This is a genomic window from Rhodococcus sp. P4_B6 (assembly GCF_056402215.1).
The window spans coordinates 15,453-28,536 of the sequence record NZ_JBFUHV010000029.1 but is presented as its reverse complement, the minus strand read 5'-3'; the positions used below and the strand labels follow the sequence as shown (position 1 = coordinate 28,536).

The 13,084-nt window shown below is 68.4% G+C and carries 14 protein-coding genes; 7 read left to right on the top strand and 7 right to left on the bottom strand.

What is annotated here, in order from left to right; all coding sequences use genetic code 11:
• Positions 1 to 79 precede the first annotated feature (79 nt).
• Positions 80 to 1,162, bottom strand: coding sequence for an alpha/beta hydrolase (locus AC1DWT_RS16550; RefSeq protein WP_477921436.1), 1,083 nt, complete (start codon positions 1,160 to 1,162; stop codon positions 80 to 82).
• A 149-nt stretch (positions 1,163 to 1,311) separates the two neighbouring features.
• Here AC1DWT_RS16550 and AC1DWT_RS16545 point away from each other — a divergent pair, with 149 nt between their 5' ends.
• Together AC1DWT_RS16545 and AC1DWT_RS16540 are read left to right on the top strand one after the other, a co-directional pair.
• Positions 1,312 to 2,532: a globin domain-containing protein gene (locus AC1DWT_RS16545; protein ID WP_477921435.1), complete on the top strand. Its 1,221-nt coding sequence runs from the start codon at positions 1,312 to 1,314 to the stop codon at positions 2,530 to 2,532.
• Positions 2,533 to 2,592: 60 nt separating this feature from the next.
• A complete protein-coding gene (locus AC1DWT_RS16540) occupies positions 2,593 to 3,345 on the top strand; it encodes an FAD-binding oxidoreductase (RefSeq protein ID WP_072937390.1) in 753 nt (250 codons plus the stop codon).
• A gap of 9 nt (positions 3,346 to 3,354) precedes the next feature.
• Here the strand turns inward: AC1DWT_RS16540 and AC1DWT_RS16535 are convergent, their stop codons facing one another.
• The gene (locus AC1DWT_RS16535) at positions 3,355 to 4,521 is read right to left on the bottom strand and encodes an FAD-binding oxidoreductase (protein WP_095861289.1); all 1,167 of its coding nucleotides are present in this window, start codon (positions 4,519 to 4,521) and stop codon (positions 3,355 to 3,357) included.
• 111 nt (positions 4,522 to 4,632) lie between these two features.
• Positions 4,633 to 6,210, bottom strand: coding sequence for an AMP-binding protein (locus AC1DWT_RS16530; RefSeq protein ID WP_477921432.1), 1,578 nt, complete (start codon positions 6,208 to 6,210; stop codon positions 4,633 to 4,635).
• Between the two features lie 174 nt (positions 6,211 to 6,384).
• Between AC1DWT_RS16530 and AC1DWT_RS16525 the strand changes: the two genes are divergently transcribed.
• Genes AC1DWT_RS16525 through AC1DWT_RS16515 form a run of 3 tightly spaced genes read left to right on the top strand, consistent with a single transcriptional unit; the run spans position 6,385 to position 8,523 of the window.
• The gene (locus tag AC1DWT_RS16525; RefSeq protein WP_477921431.1) at positions 6,385 to 6,879 is read left to right on the top strand and encodes a CinA family protein; all 495 of its coding nucleotides are present in this window, start codon (positions 6,385 to 6,387) and stop codon (positions 6,877 to 6,879) included.
• A 58-nt stretch (positions 6,880 to 6,937) separates the two neighbouring features.
• On the top strand, positions 6,938 to 7,345 hold the full coding sequence (locus tag AC1DWT_RS16520; RefSeq protein WP_095861290.1) for a ChaB family protein: 408 nt from the start codon (positions 6,938 to 6,940) through the stop codon (positions 7,343 to 7,345).
• Positions 7,342 to 8,523 (top strand): zinc-dependent alcohol dehydrogenase, encoded by a 1,182-nt coding sequence (locus tag AC1DWT_RS16515; protein WP_072937395.1) that lies wholly within the window; start codon positions 7,342 to 7,344, stop codon positions 8,521 to 8,523. The genes AC1DWT_RS16520 and AC1DWT_RS16515 overlap by 4 nt, the downstream gene beginning before the upstream one ends.
• A gap of 100 nt (positions 8,524 to 8,623) precedes the next feature.
• On the opposite strand, the gene AC1DWT_RS16510 is transcribed toward AC1DWT_RS16515, so the two are convergent.
• Both AC1DWT_RS16510 and AC1DWT_RS16505 read right to left on the bottom strand, forming a co-directional pair.
• Entirely contained in the window at positions 8,624 to 9,808 is a 1,185-nt protein-coding gene (locus AC1DWT_RS16510) for a sensor histidine kinase (RefSeq protein ID WP_095861291.1), read from the bottom strand.
• A 1-nt stretch (position 9,809) separates the two neighbouring features.
• The gene (locus tag AC1DWT_RS16505; RefSeq protein WP_072937397.1) at positions 9,810 to 10,445 is read right to left on the bottom strand and encodes a response regulator; all 636 of its coding nucleotides are present in this window, start codon (positions 10,443 to 10,445) and stop codon (positions 9,810 to 9,812) included.
• A 263-nt stretch (positions 10,446 to 10,708) separates the two neighbouring features.
• Between AC1DWT_RS16505 and AC1DWT_RS16500 the strand changes: the two genes are divergently transcribed.
• The gene (locus AC1DWT_RS16500; RefSeq protein WP_072937398.1) at positions 10,709 to 11,185 is read left to right on the top strand and encodes a hypothetical protein; all 477 of its coding nucleotides are present in this window, start codon (positions 10,709 to 10,711) and stop codon (positions 11,183 to 11,185) included.
• A gap of 47 nt (positions 11,186 to 11,232) precedes the next feature.
• Entirely contained in the window at positions 11,233 to 11,379 is a 147-nt protein-coding gene (locus AC1DWT_RS16495) for a hypothetical protein (protein WP_167372165.1), read from the top strand.
• Between the two features lie 109 nt (positions 11,380 to 11,488).
• On the opposite strand, the gene AC1DWT_RS16490 is transcribed toward AC1DWT_RS16495, so the two are convergent.
• A complete protein-coding gene (locus AC1DWT_RS16490) occupies positions 11,489 to 11,896 on the bottom strand; it encodes a heat shock protein transcriptional repressor HspR (protein WP_072937428.1) in 408 nt (135 codons plus the stop codon).
• Positions 11,896 to 13,083: a molecular chaperone DnaJ gene (gene dnaJ, locus AC1DWT_RS16485; RefSeq protein ID WP_095861292.1), complete on the bottom strand. Its 1,188-nt coding sequence runs from the start codon at positions 13,081 to 13,083 to the stop codon at positions 11,896 to 11,898. The genes AC1DWT_RS16490 and dnaJ overlap by 1 nt, the downstream gene beginning before the upstream one ends.
• Between the last annotated feature and the right edge of the window lies 1 nt (position 13,084).

Below are 13,084 nucleotides of genomic sequence, written 5' to 3'. Positions count from 1 at the left end.
TTGAGTCTGTTCCGCTCAACTTTGAATTTTTTCTGACTACCCCATCATCTCGCCCCGCGACGCTCCGCGGGGCGGGAAATCACGCCCCGATCGCGGCAGCCATCATCGGCCAGGACGCGGAGAGGTCGTCACGCCAGTACCCCCACGAGTGCGTGCCCACCGGACGGAGGTCGACCGTGGCGGGAATGTCGAGGGCCCGGAGTTTCTCCGCGAGCCGCATCGTGCAGTCGTTGGTGACGGCCTCGATGACACCGCCGACCACGACCTGCGTCGCGAGGGCGCGGCGGTCGCCGCCGACGGTCCGGGCGTCGAGGGTGTCGTACGGTCCCGGCAGGCCGCTGCCGTTGGAGATGTAGAGGGTGGTCCCCCGGAGTTTCTCGGCGTTGACGTACGGATCGTTCGCGGCCCACAGCGGATCGTTGGGCGCACCCCACATGTTCTCCGGGTTGCCGCCGAAGTCGGCGACCGTGATCTCGACGAATCGGCGGGCCACCGGGTCGCTCGTCATCGCGCACCCGCTGTACGCCCCGACGCTCCGATACAGCCCGGGCTTGGAGATCGCGAGGTTGAGCACGCTGGTGGCCGACATGGACAACCCGGCGATCGCGTTCTTGCCGGTCGTGTCGAGCGCCGAGTCGACGATGGGCGGCAGTTCCTTCGTCAGGAACGTCTGCCACTTGTTCCGCCCGAGTTCGGGATCGTCGCGCTGCCAGTCGGCGTAGTAACTGGACTGCCCACCGAACGGGATGACGACGTTGACGTCCTTGTCGGAGAAGAACTTCTCGACGTCCGCCTTCTGCTCCCAGCCGAACTGTTCGGAGTTCCCCTCGACGCCGCCGAGCATGTAGACGGTGGGACGCTTCTCGGACGCAGCCCGGATGACCCGGACCGTGACGTCCTTGCCCATGGCGGTCGAGTGGACGGTGAAGTTCATCTGCGATTCGCCGACCGGGGCGACCTCGACCAACCGCGAACCGTCGGGCGCCTCGTCGGCCGTGATCGACTCGACCGTCGCCCTGGGTTCCGCGGAGGCGATCGTTCCCACGCTCGACGCCATCAGGGTGCCGACCGCCAGCACGACGGCACCCGTGCGACGGACCGAGGCAGAGCTGCGTTTCCCCTCGCGAAACCGACCCCGATCCCGCGCAACGCCAACTCTCATGGAGCCCCCCTCGGTAACCCGGTCCGATTCTCGATGCACATCGTGCCCTGCCGGTGGTCACGGCTCAATAGCGACCCGCCGAAATGCCGGGGTCGGCGGCCGAACCGGCCGGTGCCGTAACCCGGGGTCCCGTGCGGAGGACGGCTAGAATGCGGGTGTTCGAATCAGCAGGCACGGAGGCAGGGGACGGCTTGACACGAGATTGCCTCGACCCGCTCGTGATTTCGCGTCTGCGCGCCAGCTTTTCGTCGATCGTGTCCACCGAACACGGTCACCACCGGCTCACCACGACGTTCTACGCCACCCTGTTCGCCGAACACCCCGAATTCCGAGCGCTCTTCCCGGCTGCGCTGGATCAGCAGAGTCATCGCCTGTTCCAGGCGCTGCAGTTCGTCATCGACAACCTCGAGGACGTAGACCGGGTCCTCGGTTTCCTCGGCCAGCTCGGCCGCGACCACCGCAAGTACGGCGTCGAGGGCAGGCACTACTTCGCGTCGGGCCATGCGCTGCTGGTCGCCGTGCAGAGCTCCTTCACCCAGGCCATCTGGACGCCGTCGCTGACCGCGGCCTGGACGGAACTGCTCGACCTCCTCCTGAACACGATGGCCGACGCCGCGGACAACGACGACCTGCCCGCCGCCTGGGGCGCCACCGTCGTCGATCACGAGCGCCGCCTCGACGATCTCGCGATCGTCCGTCTCGAGACCGACTCCCCCATCCCCTACGGGGCGGGCCAGTACCTCAGCGTCCAGATCCCGCAGCGGCCCCGGATGTGGCGGTACCTGTCGGCGGCCATCCCCGCCAACCCGTACGGACAGCTCGAATTCCACGTCCGCCGCGTGTCGGGCGGATGGGTCAGTCCGGCCATCGTGAACGAGACGCAGGTCGGCGACCGCTGGCTGCTCAGCTCGCCGCTCGGCGGGCTGGAGGTGGACCGCGAGAGCGGGCAGGACGYCCTGATGATCGGTTCGGGGACGGGCATCGCACCGCTGCGCGCCCAGGTGATGGAAATGGCGATGCGGTCGAACAACCCGCGCGTCCACATGTTCGTGGGCGGCAAGTACCCGTGCGACCTGTACGACATCGAGACCCTGTGGCACCTGTCGCTGAGCAATCCGTGGCTGACCGTGGTTCCCGTCTCCGAGGAGGACGAGGACCCGTGGTGGCACACGACTCCCGCCCCCGAGGCGCCGCCGGGGTTGCATCAGCGACTCCAGGGCCAGCTGGGCCGGGTGGTCGCGCGGTTCGGGTCGTGGGCGGACCGGCAGATCCAGATCTCCGGCTCGCCGGCGATGATCAAGACCACCGTGTACGCCCTGCAGGGCGGGGGCACCCCGCCCGAGCTGATCCGCCACGACCCCCTGATCTAGTCGCGCAGCCAGTCCCTGCCCATCCGCCATCCGGTTCGACCGTCGGGAGAGCATCACGCCATGCAAGCCACGCAGACCACCTGGACCAGCACCGTCGTCGAACATCACCGACTGCGGCACGACCTCGCCGTCGTCCGCCTCGTCGGTGACTACGTCCCGTTCGCGCCGGGACAGTACGTGGACGTGAGCGTGCCCCAGAACCCGCGGCTGCTGCGCAGGCTCTCCCCCGCCCTTCCGCCGTCGCTGGACGGCAAACTCGAGTTCCACGTCCGCACGGTGCCGGGCGGCTGGGTCAGCGGCGACATCGTCACGGGGACCTCGCCGGGCGACCAGTGGCAGATCCTCGAACCGCGCGGCACGATGTCCGTCGACGAGGACGGACCGGACGTCATCATGATCGCCGGCGGCACCGGCCTGGCACCGTTCCGGTCGATCCTGCTGGACCTGTCCCGCAGGCCGAATCCGCCGCGGGTGTTCCTGTTCACGGGCGATCGGACGCCGCGCGATCTCTACGCGTCCGACATGCTGTACCTGCTGCTGCAGAATCTGCCGTGGCTCACCGTCATTCCGGTGGTGGAGAACGTGGTCGATCCTGATTGGACCGACGAGTGGTACGAGCGCACCAGAGTTGATGTGGGGTTCACCGAGGACGACCTCATCGAGGGCTCGCTGCCCGACGTCGTCACGTCCTACGGCGCGTTCACCGAGCACCAGGTGCTGGTGTGCGGTTCGGCGGCGATGGTCCGCGCCACCCTCGACCGTCTCCGTGACACCGGGACACCCACCGAGAACATTCAGTTCGACCCCTACTGAGCGGGCCGATCAGTAGGACGGGTCGTGCCGGATGTTCTCCGGCGGTGTGCCTGCCGCATGCAGCCGGAACTTGGTGGTGTTGATCATGGCCTCGGAGCCGACGAGCTGGATGTCGCGCTCGGCCCACGTCCCGAAATCGGCGACGACCTGCCCGACCTTGCCGGTCAGCCTGCGGTGCATGCCGGGTATGGCGACGCTGCTGGGGCCCGTGTACCACCACGGGTCCTGGTCCTCCTCGGTGACCGGGACGACGGTCAGCCACGGATTCTGCTCCGCGAGCGCCCACAGGGTGCCCAGGTCGTAGAGGTCGCAGGGGTACCGGCCGGCGAAGAAGAGGTGGACGCGCCGGTCCTGGCCGCGCTGCGACATCTGGAGGATCTGTGCGCGCAGCGGGGCGATGCCGGTCCCCGATCCGATCATCAGGATGTCGCGACCGTTGTCGTAGCGGATTCCGAGGTCGCCGAGCGGGGACCCGACCACCCACCGCTCGCCCACGAGTGTCTGAGTGACGACGGCGGGGCTCACCCAGCCGCCCGACACGCGGCGGACGTGGAACTCGATGACGCCCTGGTCGTTGGCGGGGTTCGCCGGCGACAGGTACCGCCACATCCGGGGACGGGACGGCACCTGCACACTCACGAACTGGCCTGCGGTGTAGGTCATCGGCTCGTCGAGTTGCAGTCGGATAATCGAGACGTCCTTGCGGACCTGCAGGTGCTCGATGACGGTCGCGCCCCACGCCGGCGGGCCGCTCTCGGCGTTGGCCGCGTCCATCATGGTGGCGGCGACGACCGCGAGGACGTCGCGCCACGCCTGCTCGAGTTCGTCGGTCCACGGCTCGGTCGAGGGGAATTGCTCGACGGCGGCGATCAGGGAGTTGCCGACGGCAACGTAGTGCGCGTCCTCGATGCCGTACTTGCGGTGGTCCCGGCCGAGCTGGGCGAGATAGGCGAGGATCTGCCCGGAGTCCTCCTCGAGCCGCTCGATCACGTACTGGACGGCGGCGATCAGCCGGTCGCGTTGCTCGTCCATGGCGGCGGGGAAGAAGTCGCGGGCTTCGGGATACCGGGCGAACAGCAGGGCATAGAAGGACCGCGACAGAGTCTGGGGCCCGTCCGGCACTGCCGCGATAGCCTTGAAACTCGACCGGACCAGCGATATTGCCTGTAAATCCACCGCGCATCCCCGTCACCGACTGAACGCGGCCCCGCCGCGAAGTACTTGGGCAGACTATAGGCGCGGGCACCACGCCGCAGACCAGGTCCCTTGTTTCTCGACCCGGTCGTGCTATCCGACCGCTCGGTCTGCACTTTCCCAGTACCGGGAGCGCAGCGCCTTCTTGTCCAGTTTGCCCAGCGGGGTCAGGGGCAGGGTGTCGACGAAATCGATCGACTTGGGGGCGTGCACCGACCMCTTCGCGGCCCGCACCCGTTCGACGAGTTCGGCGGCCTCCACCGTCCGTCCCGCCCGCAGCACCACGCACGCCTTGACGGCCTCGCCCCACTTCTCGTCCGGAACGCCGACCACCGCGACCGAGCCGACGGCGGGGTGCGCCGAGATGACGTCCTCGATCTCCCGGGGGAACACGTTGAATCCGCCGGTGACGATCATGTCCTTCTTGCGGTCGACGATCGTCATGAAACCGTCCTTGTCCTTGCGCGCGACGTCGCCCGTGTGCAGCCATCCGCCGCGGAACGCCTCGGCGGTCTCGGCGGGCTTGTTCCAGTACCCCTTCATGACCAGGGGGCCGCGGACGCAGATCTCGCCGAGTTCACCCTGCGGGACCTCGTTGAGGTCGTCGTCGAGCAGCGCCACGTTCAGCCAGGGCACGGGGCGTCCGCACGTCGCGAGGCGGCTGGGGTCGTCCGGCAGGTGCTCCTCCTTCCGCAGCACCGCGATGGTCATTCCGCATTCGGTCTGCCCGTAGAACTGGAAGAAGATCTGTCCGAACTTCTCGATGCCCTCCTTCAGCCGGGCAGGCGACATCGCCGACGCGCCGTAGAACAGCGTCTGCAGGCTGGACACGTCCCGCTTCGGCAGGTCGGGATGGTCCATCAGCAGGTAGATCATGGTGGGGACGAGCATCGTCGCGGAGATCTTGTGCTTCTCGATCGCCTCGAGGACCGCGCCGGGTTCGAACGCGGGCAACACGATCAGCGCGCCACCACGCAGCAGGGTGGGAATGAAGAAGGCGGCGCCCGCGTGCGACAGCGGCGTGCAGATGAGGAAGCGCGGCTCGTCGGGCCACTGCCATTCGGCCATCTGGATCTGGTTGAGTGTCGCGCCGGACTGGTAGGAGCCGACGACGCCCTTCGGCTTACCGGTCGTGCCGCCGGTGTAGACCATGCTGCTGTTGTCGTCGGCGGCCACGTCCGCCGCCCGCAGGCGTTGCGGGGTGAACGTCTCGGCGAGCGCCAGGATGTCGGTGCCCACCTCGGACGGCCCCAACGACAACACGTTCTCGATCGACTGCGACTGCGCCACCAGTTCGGCGGCGCGCCCCTCGAAGGCGGTGGGATCGAAGATCAGGGTCTGGATCCCGGCGTCGCCGACGATGTAGAGGTGGTCGTCGAGCGAGCCCATCGGGTTCAGGGCGCTGGCGCGGCATCCGGAGATCATGGTGGCGCCCATGCTGATGAGCACTTCGGGCCGGTTCTTGGACAGCATGGCGGTGCTCGTCCCCTTGCCGATCCCGAGCGAAGCCAGTGCCTGCGCAAAGCAACTGATCTGATCGCGCATCTCACCGCCGGTGAGAACGACGTCGCCGAGGTAGAGCGCCGGCTTGTCGGAATTGCGGTCCAGCGCAGTGATGAGGAGGTCTGCAGCGAAGGCGGGTCGATGCAGATCTGCGAACTCGTCGGTCATCTGTGATCCTTCTACTCCCGCGAGGCCGGGGTGCGTCGTCCGGCGGCCTGGATTTTCTGTGTCCTGGGTCACCGACACCCTAACCGGAAACCGGCAAAACTGAAACCTGTTCCACTCCCGTTGCGGGTGCCGACCGCCCCACCCGGCGGGGGCACGTCCGATAACGTGAGGTCCATGACTCCGCAGGATCGGGTTGCCGAACGGATCTCGACGGCGGCCCGGAGCGCGCGCGTCTTCCTCGCGACGGCGGAATCCCTCACCGGCGGGCAGATCTCGTGCCTTCTCGGCGCCGCACCCGCGTCCTCCGACTGGTACCGGGGCAGCGTGGTCGCCTATTCCAGCGAGGTGAAACACCGGGTGCTGAAGGTGCCGGAGGGTCCCGTCGTCAGCGAGGCCAGCGCCCGCGCGATGGCGGGGGCGGTCGCGGAACTGCTCGGAGCCGACGTCGCCGTCGCGGTGACCGGCGCGGGCGGCCCCGACCCCCAGGACGGGCAACCGCCGGGCACCGTCTGGTTCGGGCTCTTCGCCCACGGCTGCATCGACACCGAGATGCGACACTTCGACGGCGAACCGCAGGACGTCGTGACCGCCACGACCGAACACGCACTGGGCCTGCTCGAGCAGGCGCTGGCCTCGGTGCCCGGCCGCGTGCCTCCGCCCGTCGCGTAAATCTCCGGGAGCCGGGTAATCGTCCGCGAGGGCACCGCCACACCCGAGGAGGATTTCCGTGCCGAAGACCACCGAGAGCGGCAAGCCGAAGAAGAGCGAACTCCCCGAGACCCTGAAGAAGTCGTCCGACAAGGCGCAGCGCACGTTCACCAAGGTCTACGACTCCGCGATGGACCAGTACGGGGACGAGGAACGAGCGCATCGCGTCGCGTTCGACGCACTCAAACACAGCTACGAGAAGGTCGGCGACCACTGGGAGGCCAAGGCCGAGAAGGGCCCCTCCGACGAACGTGCGGAGAGCGGCGGCCCGAACCCGTCCGGCGAGACCGCCGAGGGCGTCGACGCCAACGCGAGCAAGGAGCACCTGATGCACCTCGCGCAGCGACTCGACATCCACGGCCGCTCGACCATGACCAAGGACGAACTCGTCGAGGCCCTCGTGAAGGCGAACCGGAGAGCGCGATGAAAGCCGTCACCTGGCAGGGCAGGCGGAAGGTCAGCGTCGACACCGTGCCCGACCCGGTGATCGAACAGAAGACGGACGCGATCGTCGAGATCACCACCACCAACATCTGCGGTTCCGACCTGCACCTGTACGAGGTGCTCGGCGCGTTCATGAGCGAGGGCGACATCCTCGGGCACGAGCCGATGGGCATCGTCCGCGAGGTGGGGTCCGAGGTGACCGACGTGAAGGTCGGTGACCGGGTGGTCATCCCGTTCCAGATATCCTGCGGCAGTTGCCACATGTGCGACCGGAAACTGTTCACCCAGTGCGAGGTCACGCAGATCCGGGACGAGGGCATGGGTGCCGCACTGTTCGGGTACTCGAAGCTGTACGGGAGCGTCCCCGGCGGCCAGGCCCAGTATCTCCGGGTGCCGCACGTGAAGAACACCCACATCAAGGTCCCGGAGGGCCCACCGGACTCGCGGTTCGTGTACCTGTCCGACGTGCTGCCGACGGCATGGCAGGCCGTCGAATACGCGAACGTGCCCGAGGGCGGCTCCGTCGTCGTTCTCGGGCTGGGACCGATCGGCGACATGGCGGCACGCATCGCCGCGCACAAGGGTTTTCGTGTCATCGGCGTGGACCTCGTGCCCGAGCGGCTCGCCCGCGCGAAGGCGCGGCAGATCGAGACGGTCGACCTGAACGACGCCGGGAGCGAACTCGGCGGCGTGATCCGCGACATGACCCACGGCCGCGGTCCCGATTCCGTCATCGACGCCGTCGGCATGGAGGCGCACGGCTCCCCCACCGCGAAACTCCTGCAACAGGTCACCTCGTTCCTTCCCGACGCCGTCGCGGCCCGGCTGATGTCGACGGCGGGAATCGACCGCCTGCACGCCCTGTACTCGGCCATCGACATCGTGCGGCGCGGCGGCACCATCTCGCTCAGCGGGGTGTACGGCGGGATGGCCGACCCGATCCCGATGCTCACGTTGTTCGACAAGCAGATTCAGCTGCACATGGGGCAGGCCAACGTCAAGCGGTGGGCCCCGGAGATCCTGCCGCTACTCACCGACGCCGACCCTCTGGGTGTGGACACGTTCGCCACTCACGAACTGCCCCTGGACCACGCACCGCACGCGTACGAGATCTTCCAGAAGAAGCAGGACGGCGCGGTGAAGATCCTCCTGAAGCCGTAACACCTTCTCGTCGAAAGGAATTGCCCAGCGTTCTGCGCGAAGATCGTCGAGGAATTCGCCGAGGGCCGCCACCCGCAGTGAACTCGGCGGGGCGTCATCGTCAGGGATCCGGGACCGTCACCACCACCCGGGTGCCCGATCCGGGCGAGGACGTGACGTCGAAGGTGCCGCCGAGACTCTCGACCCGCACGATGTGCGACGCCAGTCCGATGTGTCCCTGCGCCACCCGTTCCGGGACGACGGCGGGATCGAATCCGGTGCCGTCGTCGGCGACCGTCAACGTGGTCTGCCCGCCGGCGCGGGTGAGTGCGAGTTCGACCTTCGTGGCACCGGCGTGTTTGGTGACGTTGGTGAGCAGTTCCCGCGCCACCCGGTAGAGCAGCTCCTGACAGTCGGGGTGACCGACGTCGTCGAGGCTCACCGACATCTCGATCTCACCGCGCCGGGAGAACAGGTCCGCGAGTTCCCGCAGCGCCGCGGTCAGGCCCAGCTGCGCGAGTACCTGCGGATGCAGGGTGGTGACGGTCGAACGCAGTTGCGCCGCGGTCTCGCGGAGCGCGGATTCGGCGGCGTCGAGCTGCGCGTCCGGGTGCCGCTCCAGCGCCTCCTCCACGTCCAGCCGCGCCGCGAGAACATTCTGCAAAGGCCCGTCGTGGAGGTGCTCGGCGAGTTGCCGCCGCTCACGCTCCTCGGCGCCCATCGATTCCGCGATCAGCTGCCTGCGCACATCCATCAGCGAGATGACCGTCGCGGAACGCCGCACCAGCACGTACGACAACGCCGTCGTCGCGGCCGCGAGCCACAACAGGAACCCGAAGTAGAGGTACACCTCGTCGGGGAAACCCACGAGGTCGTCGCGTTTCGAGTAGACGATCCACACCACCTGGTACCCGACGGCGGTGCAGACCCCGACGATCGCCGTCAGCCGCGGCCGGTACTGGAACGCCACCGAGATCGGCAGCAGGAAGAACACCGGCAGCAGCACCGACGTCGCGCCGCCCGACGCGATGCACAACGCCACCACCGCGGAGACGTCCGCGGCGGTGGACACCCAGCCCGCCCACGGTCCGACGTCCCGGACGAGGACGAAGATCAGCCAGCCGGCCGAGAGCAGCGCATATCCGATCAGCAGCCCCGCGAACACGTCGGGCTGCCAGTGCGTCACGCTGATCACCGGCCCGAGCAGCGCCATCAGCCCGATCAGCGGTAACCGGAGAATGGCGGTCACCCGGACCGCCTCGGTGGTGTAGCGGCGGACTACGCGACTCTGCGACGTCTCGCGCACGTCACTCCAGCAAACCGCGTCGCATCGCCTCGGCCACGGCGGCCGCGCGGTCGCTCACCCCGAGTTTCTCGTACAGCCGCTGGACGTGGGTCTTGACCGTCGACGGCGCCAGGTACAGCTCGCCGGCGATCGTGGGGATGCTCTGGCCGCGCGCGATGAGCGCCAGCACCTCCTTCTCCCGGCCGCTCAGCACCGGCCCGACCGGTTCGCTGCGGCGCCGCACCTCGCCGGCCAGCCCGACGGCGAGGGAGGCGGGCAGGACGTCGCGTCCCTGAGCGCAGTCGAGGACGGCCTTCACGATCTCCGCCCGCGTCGACTCCTTCGGCAGGAATCCCGCCGCCCCCTCCTGCAACGCGTGGTAGACGATCGCGGACTCGTCGTGCGCCGACAACAGCAGCACACGGGTGGCGAGTTCGGCACGCCGCACGGCCGCCGCCACCTGCGAACCGTCCAGTTCCGGCATCCGGTAGTCGAGGAGCGCGACGTCGGGGGCGAGTTCGCGGATCAGGGCGAGCGCCGCCGCACCGTCGTCCGCCTCACCGACCACCTCGATGTCGCCGCTCGCGAGGAGGGCACGGACGACACCGTCCCGGAAGATCGGGTGGTCGTCGCCCACCACGACCCGCACGGCGGTCACGGCGCGGTCCGATCCGTGTCGACTCCGGCGAAGTCCATTGCTCACTTTCTCACGAGAGCAGGCCCGCGCGGAGCACTTCGCGGCGCCGGTGTCCCCCGATCGGGGGACACCGGATTCATCCCGCCCTCGGTCCTGTCGGTGGACAGACTGCGGCGCGCATTCGCGACATAGTTGGTGCACACCGGAAAACGGGGAGATCGGAAAACGAAACCCCCACGGCCCCAGACGTTCCCCCTCAGAGCCACCACTCAGGAGAAGCCATCATGCGCACCAACGCCCGCCGCCGCGTCGCCCTCTTCATCGCACTGCCCGCCACCGCACTGGCCGTCACCGGATTCGCCGTCGCGGCCGCCGGAGTCGCCACCGCAGGCACGATGCCGACGTCGGGACCGACGATCGCGATGACGATCAGCAACGACACCGACCTGCCGATGGTCCTCGCCGGATCGTCGAACCCGTACGGGCAGTGGATGCAGGCGCCGTCGGACTACCTCGCCCCGCACAGCAGCCAGATCGTGAAGGCATACTCCAACGACCCGAACGGCGTCGAGGTGGACGCCACCTACGCGCTGCCCGGTGGCGCCCAGGCCGTGTTCCGCGCCGACAACTACAACAACATGACCGACGTGGACGGGACCCGCATCGACGGCAACTTCGGCCACGGCTACGGCATCAGCAGCTGGATCGACTCGGGCTACCCGAACATGAACGCCGGCTACCACCTGTACGGACAGCCCTGATCGACGACCACAACCATCCACCGAACACTCGCCGAAAGACCGAGACCATGATCATGCACGTCACCCCCACCCCCACACCCACCGTCTCCAAGGCACTGTGGAGCACCGAGGAGATCAAGGCACGACTCGAGCAGATGGACATTCCACGCTCACACACCCGCCGCGGGCCCCGCTGGGGCAGCCGCGACCGATAAGCCGGGGGCCGGGGGCCGGGGGCCGCGGGCCGGGGGCACGATGTCGCACTGATCCACTCCGACAGGATCAGTGCGACATCGGTTCCGGTTCACACGGCGGAACGCCCGGTCAGCGCTGGTGCCGCGGCTTCCACACGACGAGCGCGTTGCTCCGCGGAATCGGCACGAGGTCGCGCCGGTAGCCGGCGTGGACCTTCGAGATCTCCTCCGCCAGCTCGCGAACCCGGTGCTGCAGAGCCTCCACCTGGTTGGTGAGTTCGATGATCCGCTTGATCCCGGCGAGATTGACACCCTCGTCCTGGGAGAGGCGCTGCACCTCGCGGAGCAACGCCACATCCCGCGGCGAGTAGCGTCGCCCGCCACCGGATGTGCGGTGCGGGGTGACGAGCCCGAGCCGGTCGTAGTTGCGCAATGTCTGGGCGTGCATGCCCGCGAGTTCCGCGGCCACCGAGATCACGAAGATCTGGGCATCCGGATCAACGGCGGTTTCGCGTGGATCCCCGGTCGTGTCGCTCATCAGGCACCAGCCCACCCGGCCCTCGGATCGAATCCGCTGGCCTTCTCTGCTTCCAGATAGGTCTTCAGTGCTTCGGTGGCCGGGTCGTCGAGCTTCTGCGGAACCGCGACCTTGACCGTGACCAGCAGGTCACCGGCGCCACCGGCACGCTTGGGGACTCCCCGACCGCGTACGCGCAGGATCCGGCCGTCGGCCGTGCCCGCCGGAATCTTCACACCGACCCGACCCTCCAAGGTGGGGACGGAGACGGTGGTTCCGAGCACGAGCTCACCGTAACTGACGGGGACGACGAGGGTGAGGTCGTCGCCGTTGCGGCCGAACACCTTGTCGGGACGCACCCGGACCGTCACGAACAGGTCGCCGGACGGCGCGCCGCGCAGGCCCGCCTCGCCCTGGCCTGCCAGCCGGATCTTCTGTCCGTCACTGACACCCGCGGGGACGCGGACGGTGATGGTGCGGGTCCGGTTGGTGACGCCGTTGCCGTGGCACACCTCGCACGGCGAGTCGATGATGGATCCGGTGCCGCGGCAGTCGTCGCACGGCTCACTGAACCCGAACGCGCCCTGGTTGCGGCTGACGATCCCGGTCCCGTTGCAGCGCGGGCAGACTCGCGGGCTGGTGCCCGGCTTGGCGCCGCTGCCGTGGCAGGTGGTGCACGGCGACGGGCTGGTCAGCCGCAGCGGAACCGTTACACCCAGCGTGGCCTCGCGGAATTCGAGGGTCGTCTCCGTCTCGACGTCGCTGCCCCGGCGGGGACGGTTGGTGGTGCGGGTTGCTCCGCCACCGGCGCCGGCGCCCCGATTGAACAGGCCGCCGAAGATGTCGCCGAGGCCGCCGTCACCGGCCGCCGCGCCGCCGCCGCCGAACAGGTCGTTGATGTCGAATCCGCCCTGGCCGAAACCGCCGGCTCCGGGGTTGAATCCGCCGCCGCCCTGACCGAAGCCGCCGCTCGCGAACAGCCGACGGGCCTCGTCGTATTCCTTGCGCTTGGCCGGATCGGACAGCACGGCGTGTGCTTCGCTGACGGACTTGAAACGCTCCTCGGCCTTCGTGTCGCCGGGGTTCGCGTCGGGGTGCAGGTCGCGGGCGAGCTTGCGGTACGCCTTCTTGATCTCGTCCGCGGATGCGTTGGACGAGACGCCCAGCTCCTTGTAGAAGTCCTTTTCGATCCACTCCCGCTGGCTCACT

Excerpts from the sequence above, each read along its gene's own strand:
- AC1DWT_RS16540 (WP_072937390.1), top strand. The coding sequence starts at position 2,593 with ATGCAAGCCACGCAGACCACCTGGACCAGCACCGTCGTCGAACATCAC.
- AC1DWT_RS16490 (WP_072937428.1), bottom strand. The coding sequence starts at position 11,896 with ATGAGCGACACGACCGGGGATCCACGCGAAACCGCCGTTGATCCGGAT.
- AC1DWT_RS16515 (WP_072937395.1), top strand. The coding sequence starts at position 7,342 with ATGAAAGCCGTCACCTGGCAGGGCAGGCGGAAGGTCAGCGTCGACACC.
- AC1DWT_RS16525 (WP_477921431.1), top strand. The coding sequence starts at position 6,385 with ATGACTCCGCAGGATCGGGTTGCCGAACGGATCTCGACGGCGGCCCGG.
- AC1DWT_RS16500 (WP_072937398.1), top strand. The coding sequence starts at position 10,709 with ATGCGCACCAACGCCCGCCGCCGCGTCGCCCTCTTCATCGCACTGCCC.
- AC1DWT_RS16495 (WP_167372165.1), top strand. The coding sequence starts at position 11,233 with ATGATCATGCACGTCACCCCCACCCCCACACCCACCGTCTCCAAGGCA.
- AC1DWT_RS16550 (WP_477921436.1), bottom strand. The coding sequence starts at position 1,162 with ATGAGAGTTGGCGTTGCGCGGGATCGGGGTCGGTTTCGCGAGGGGAAA.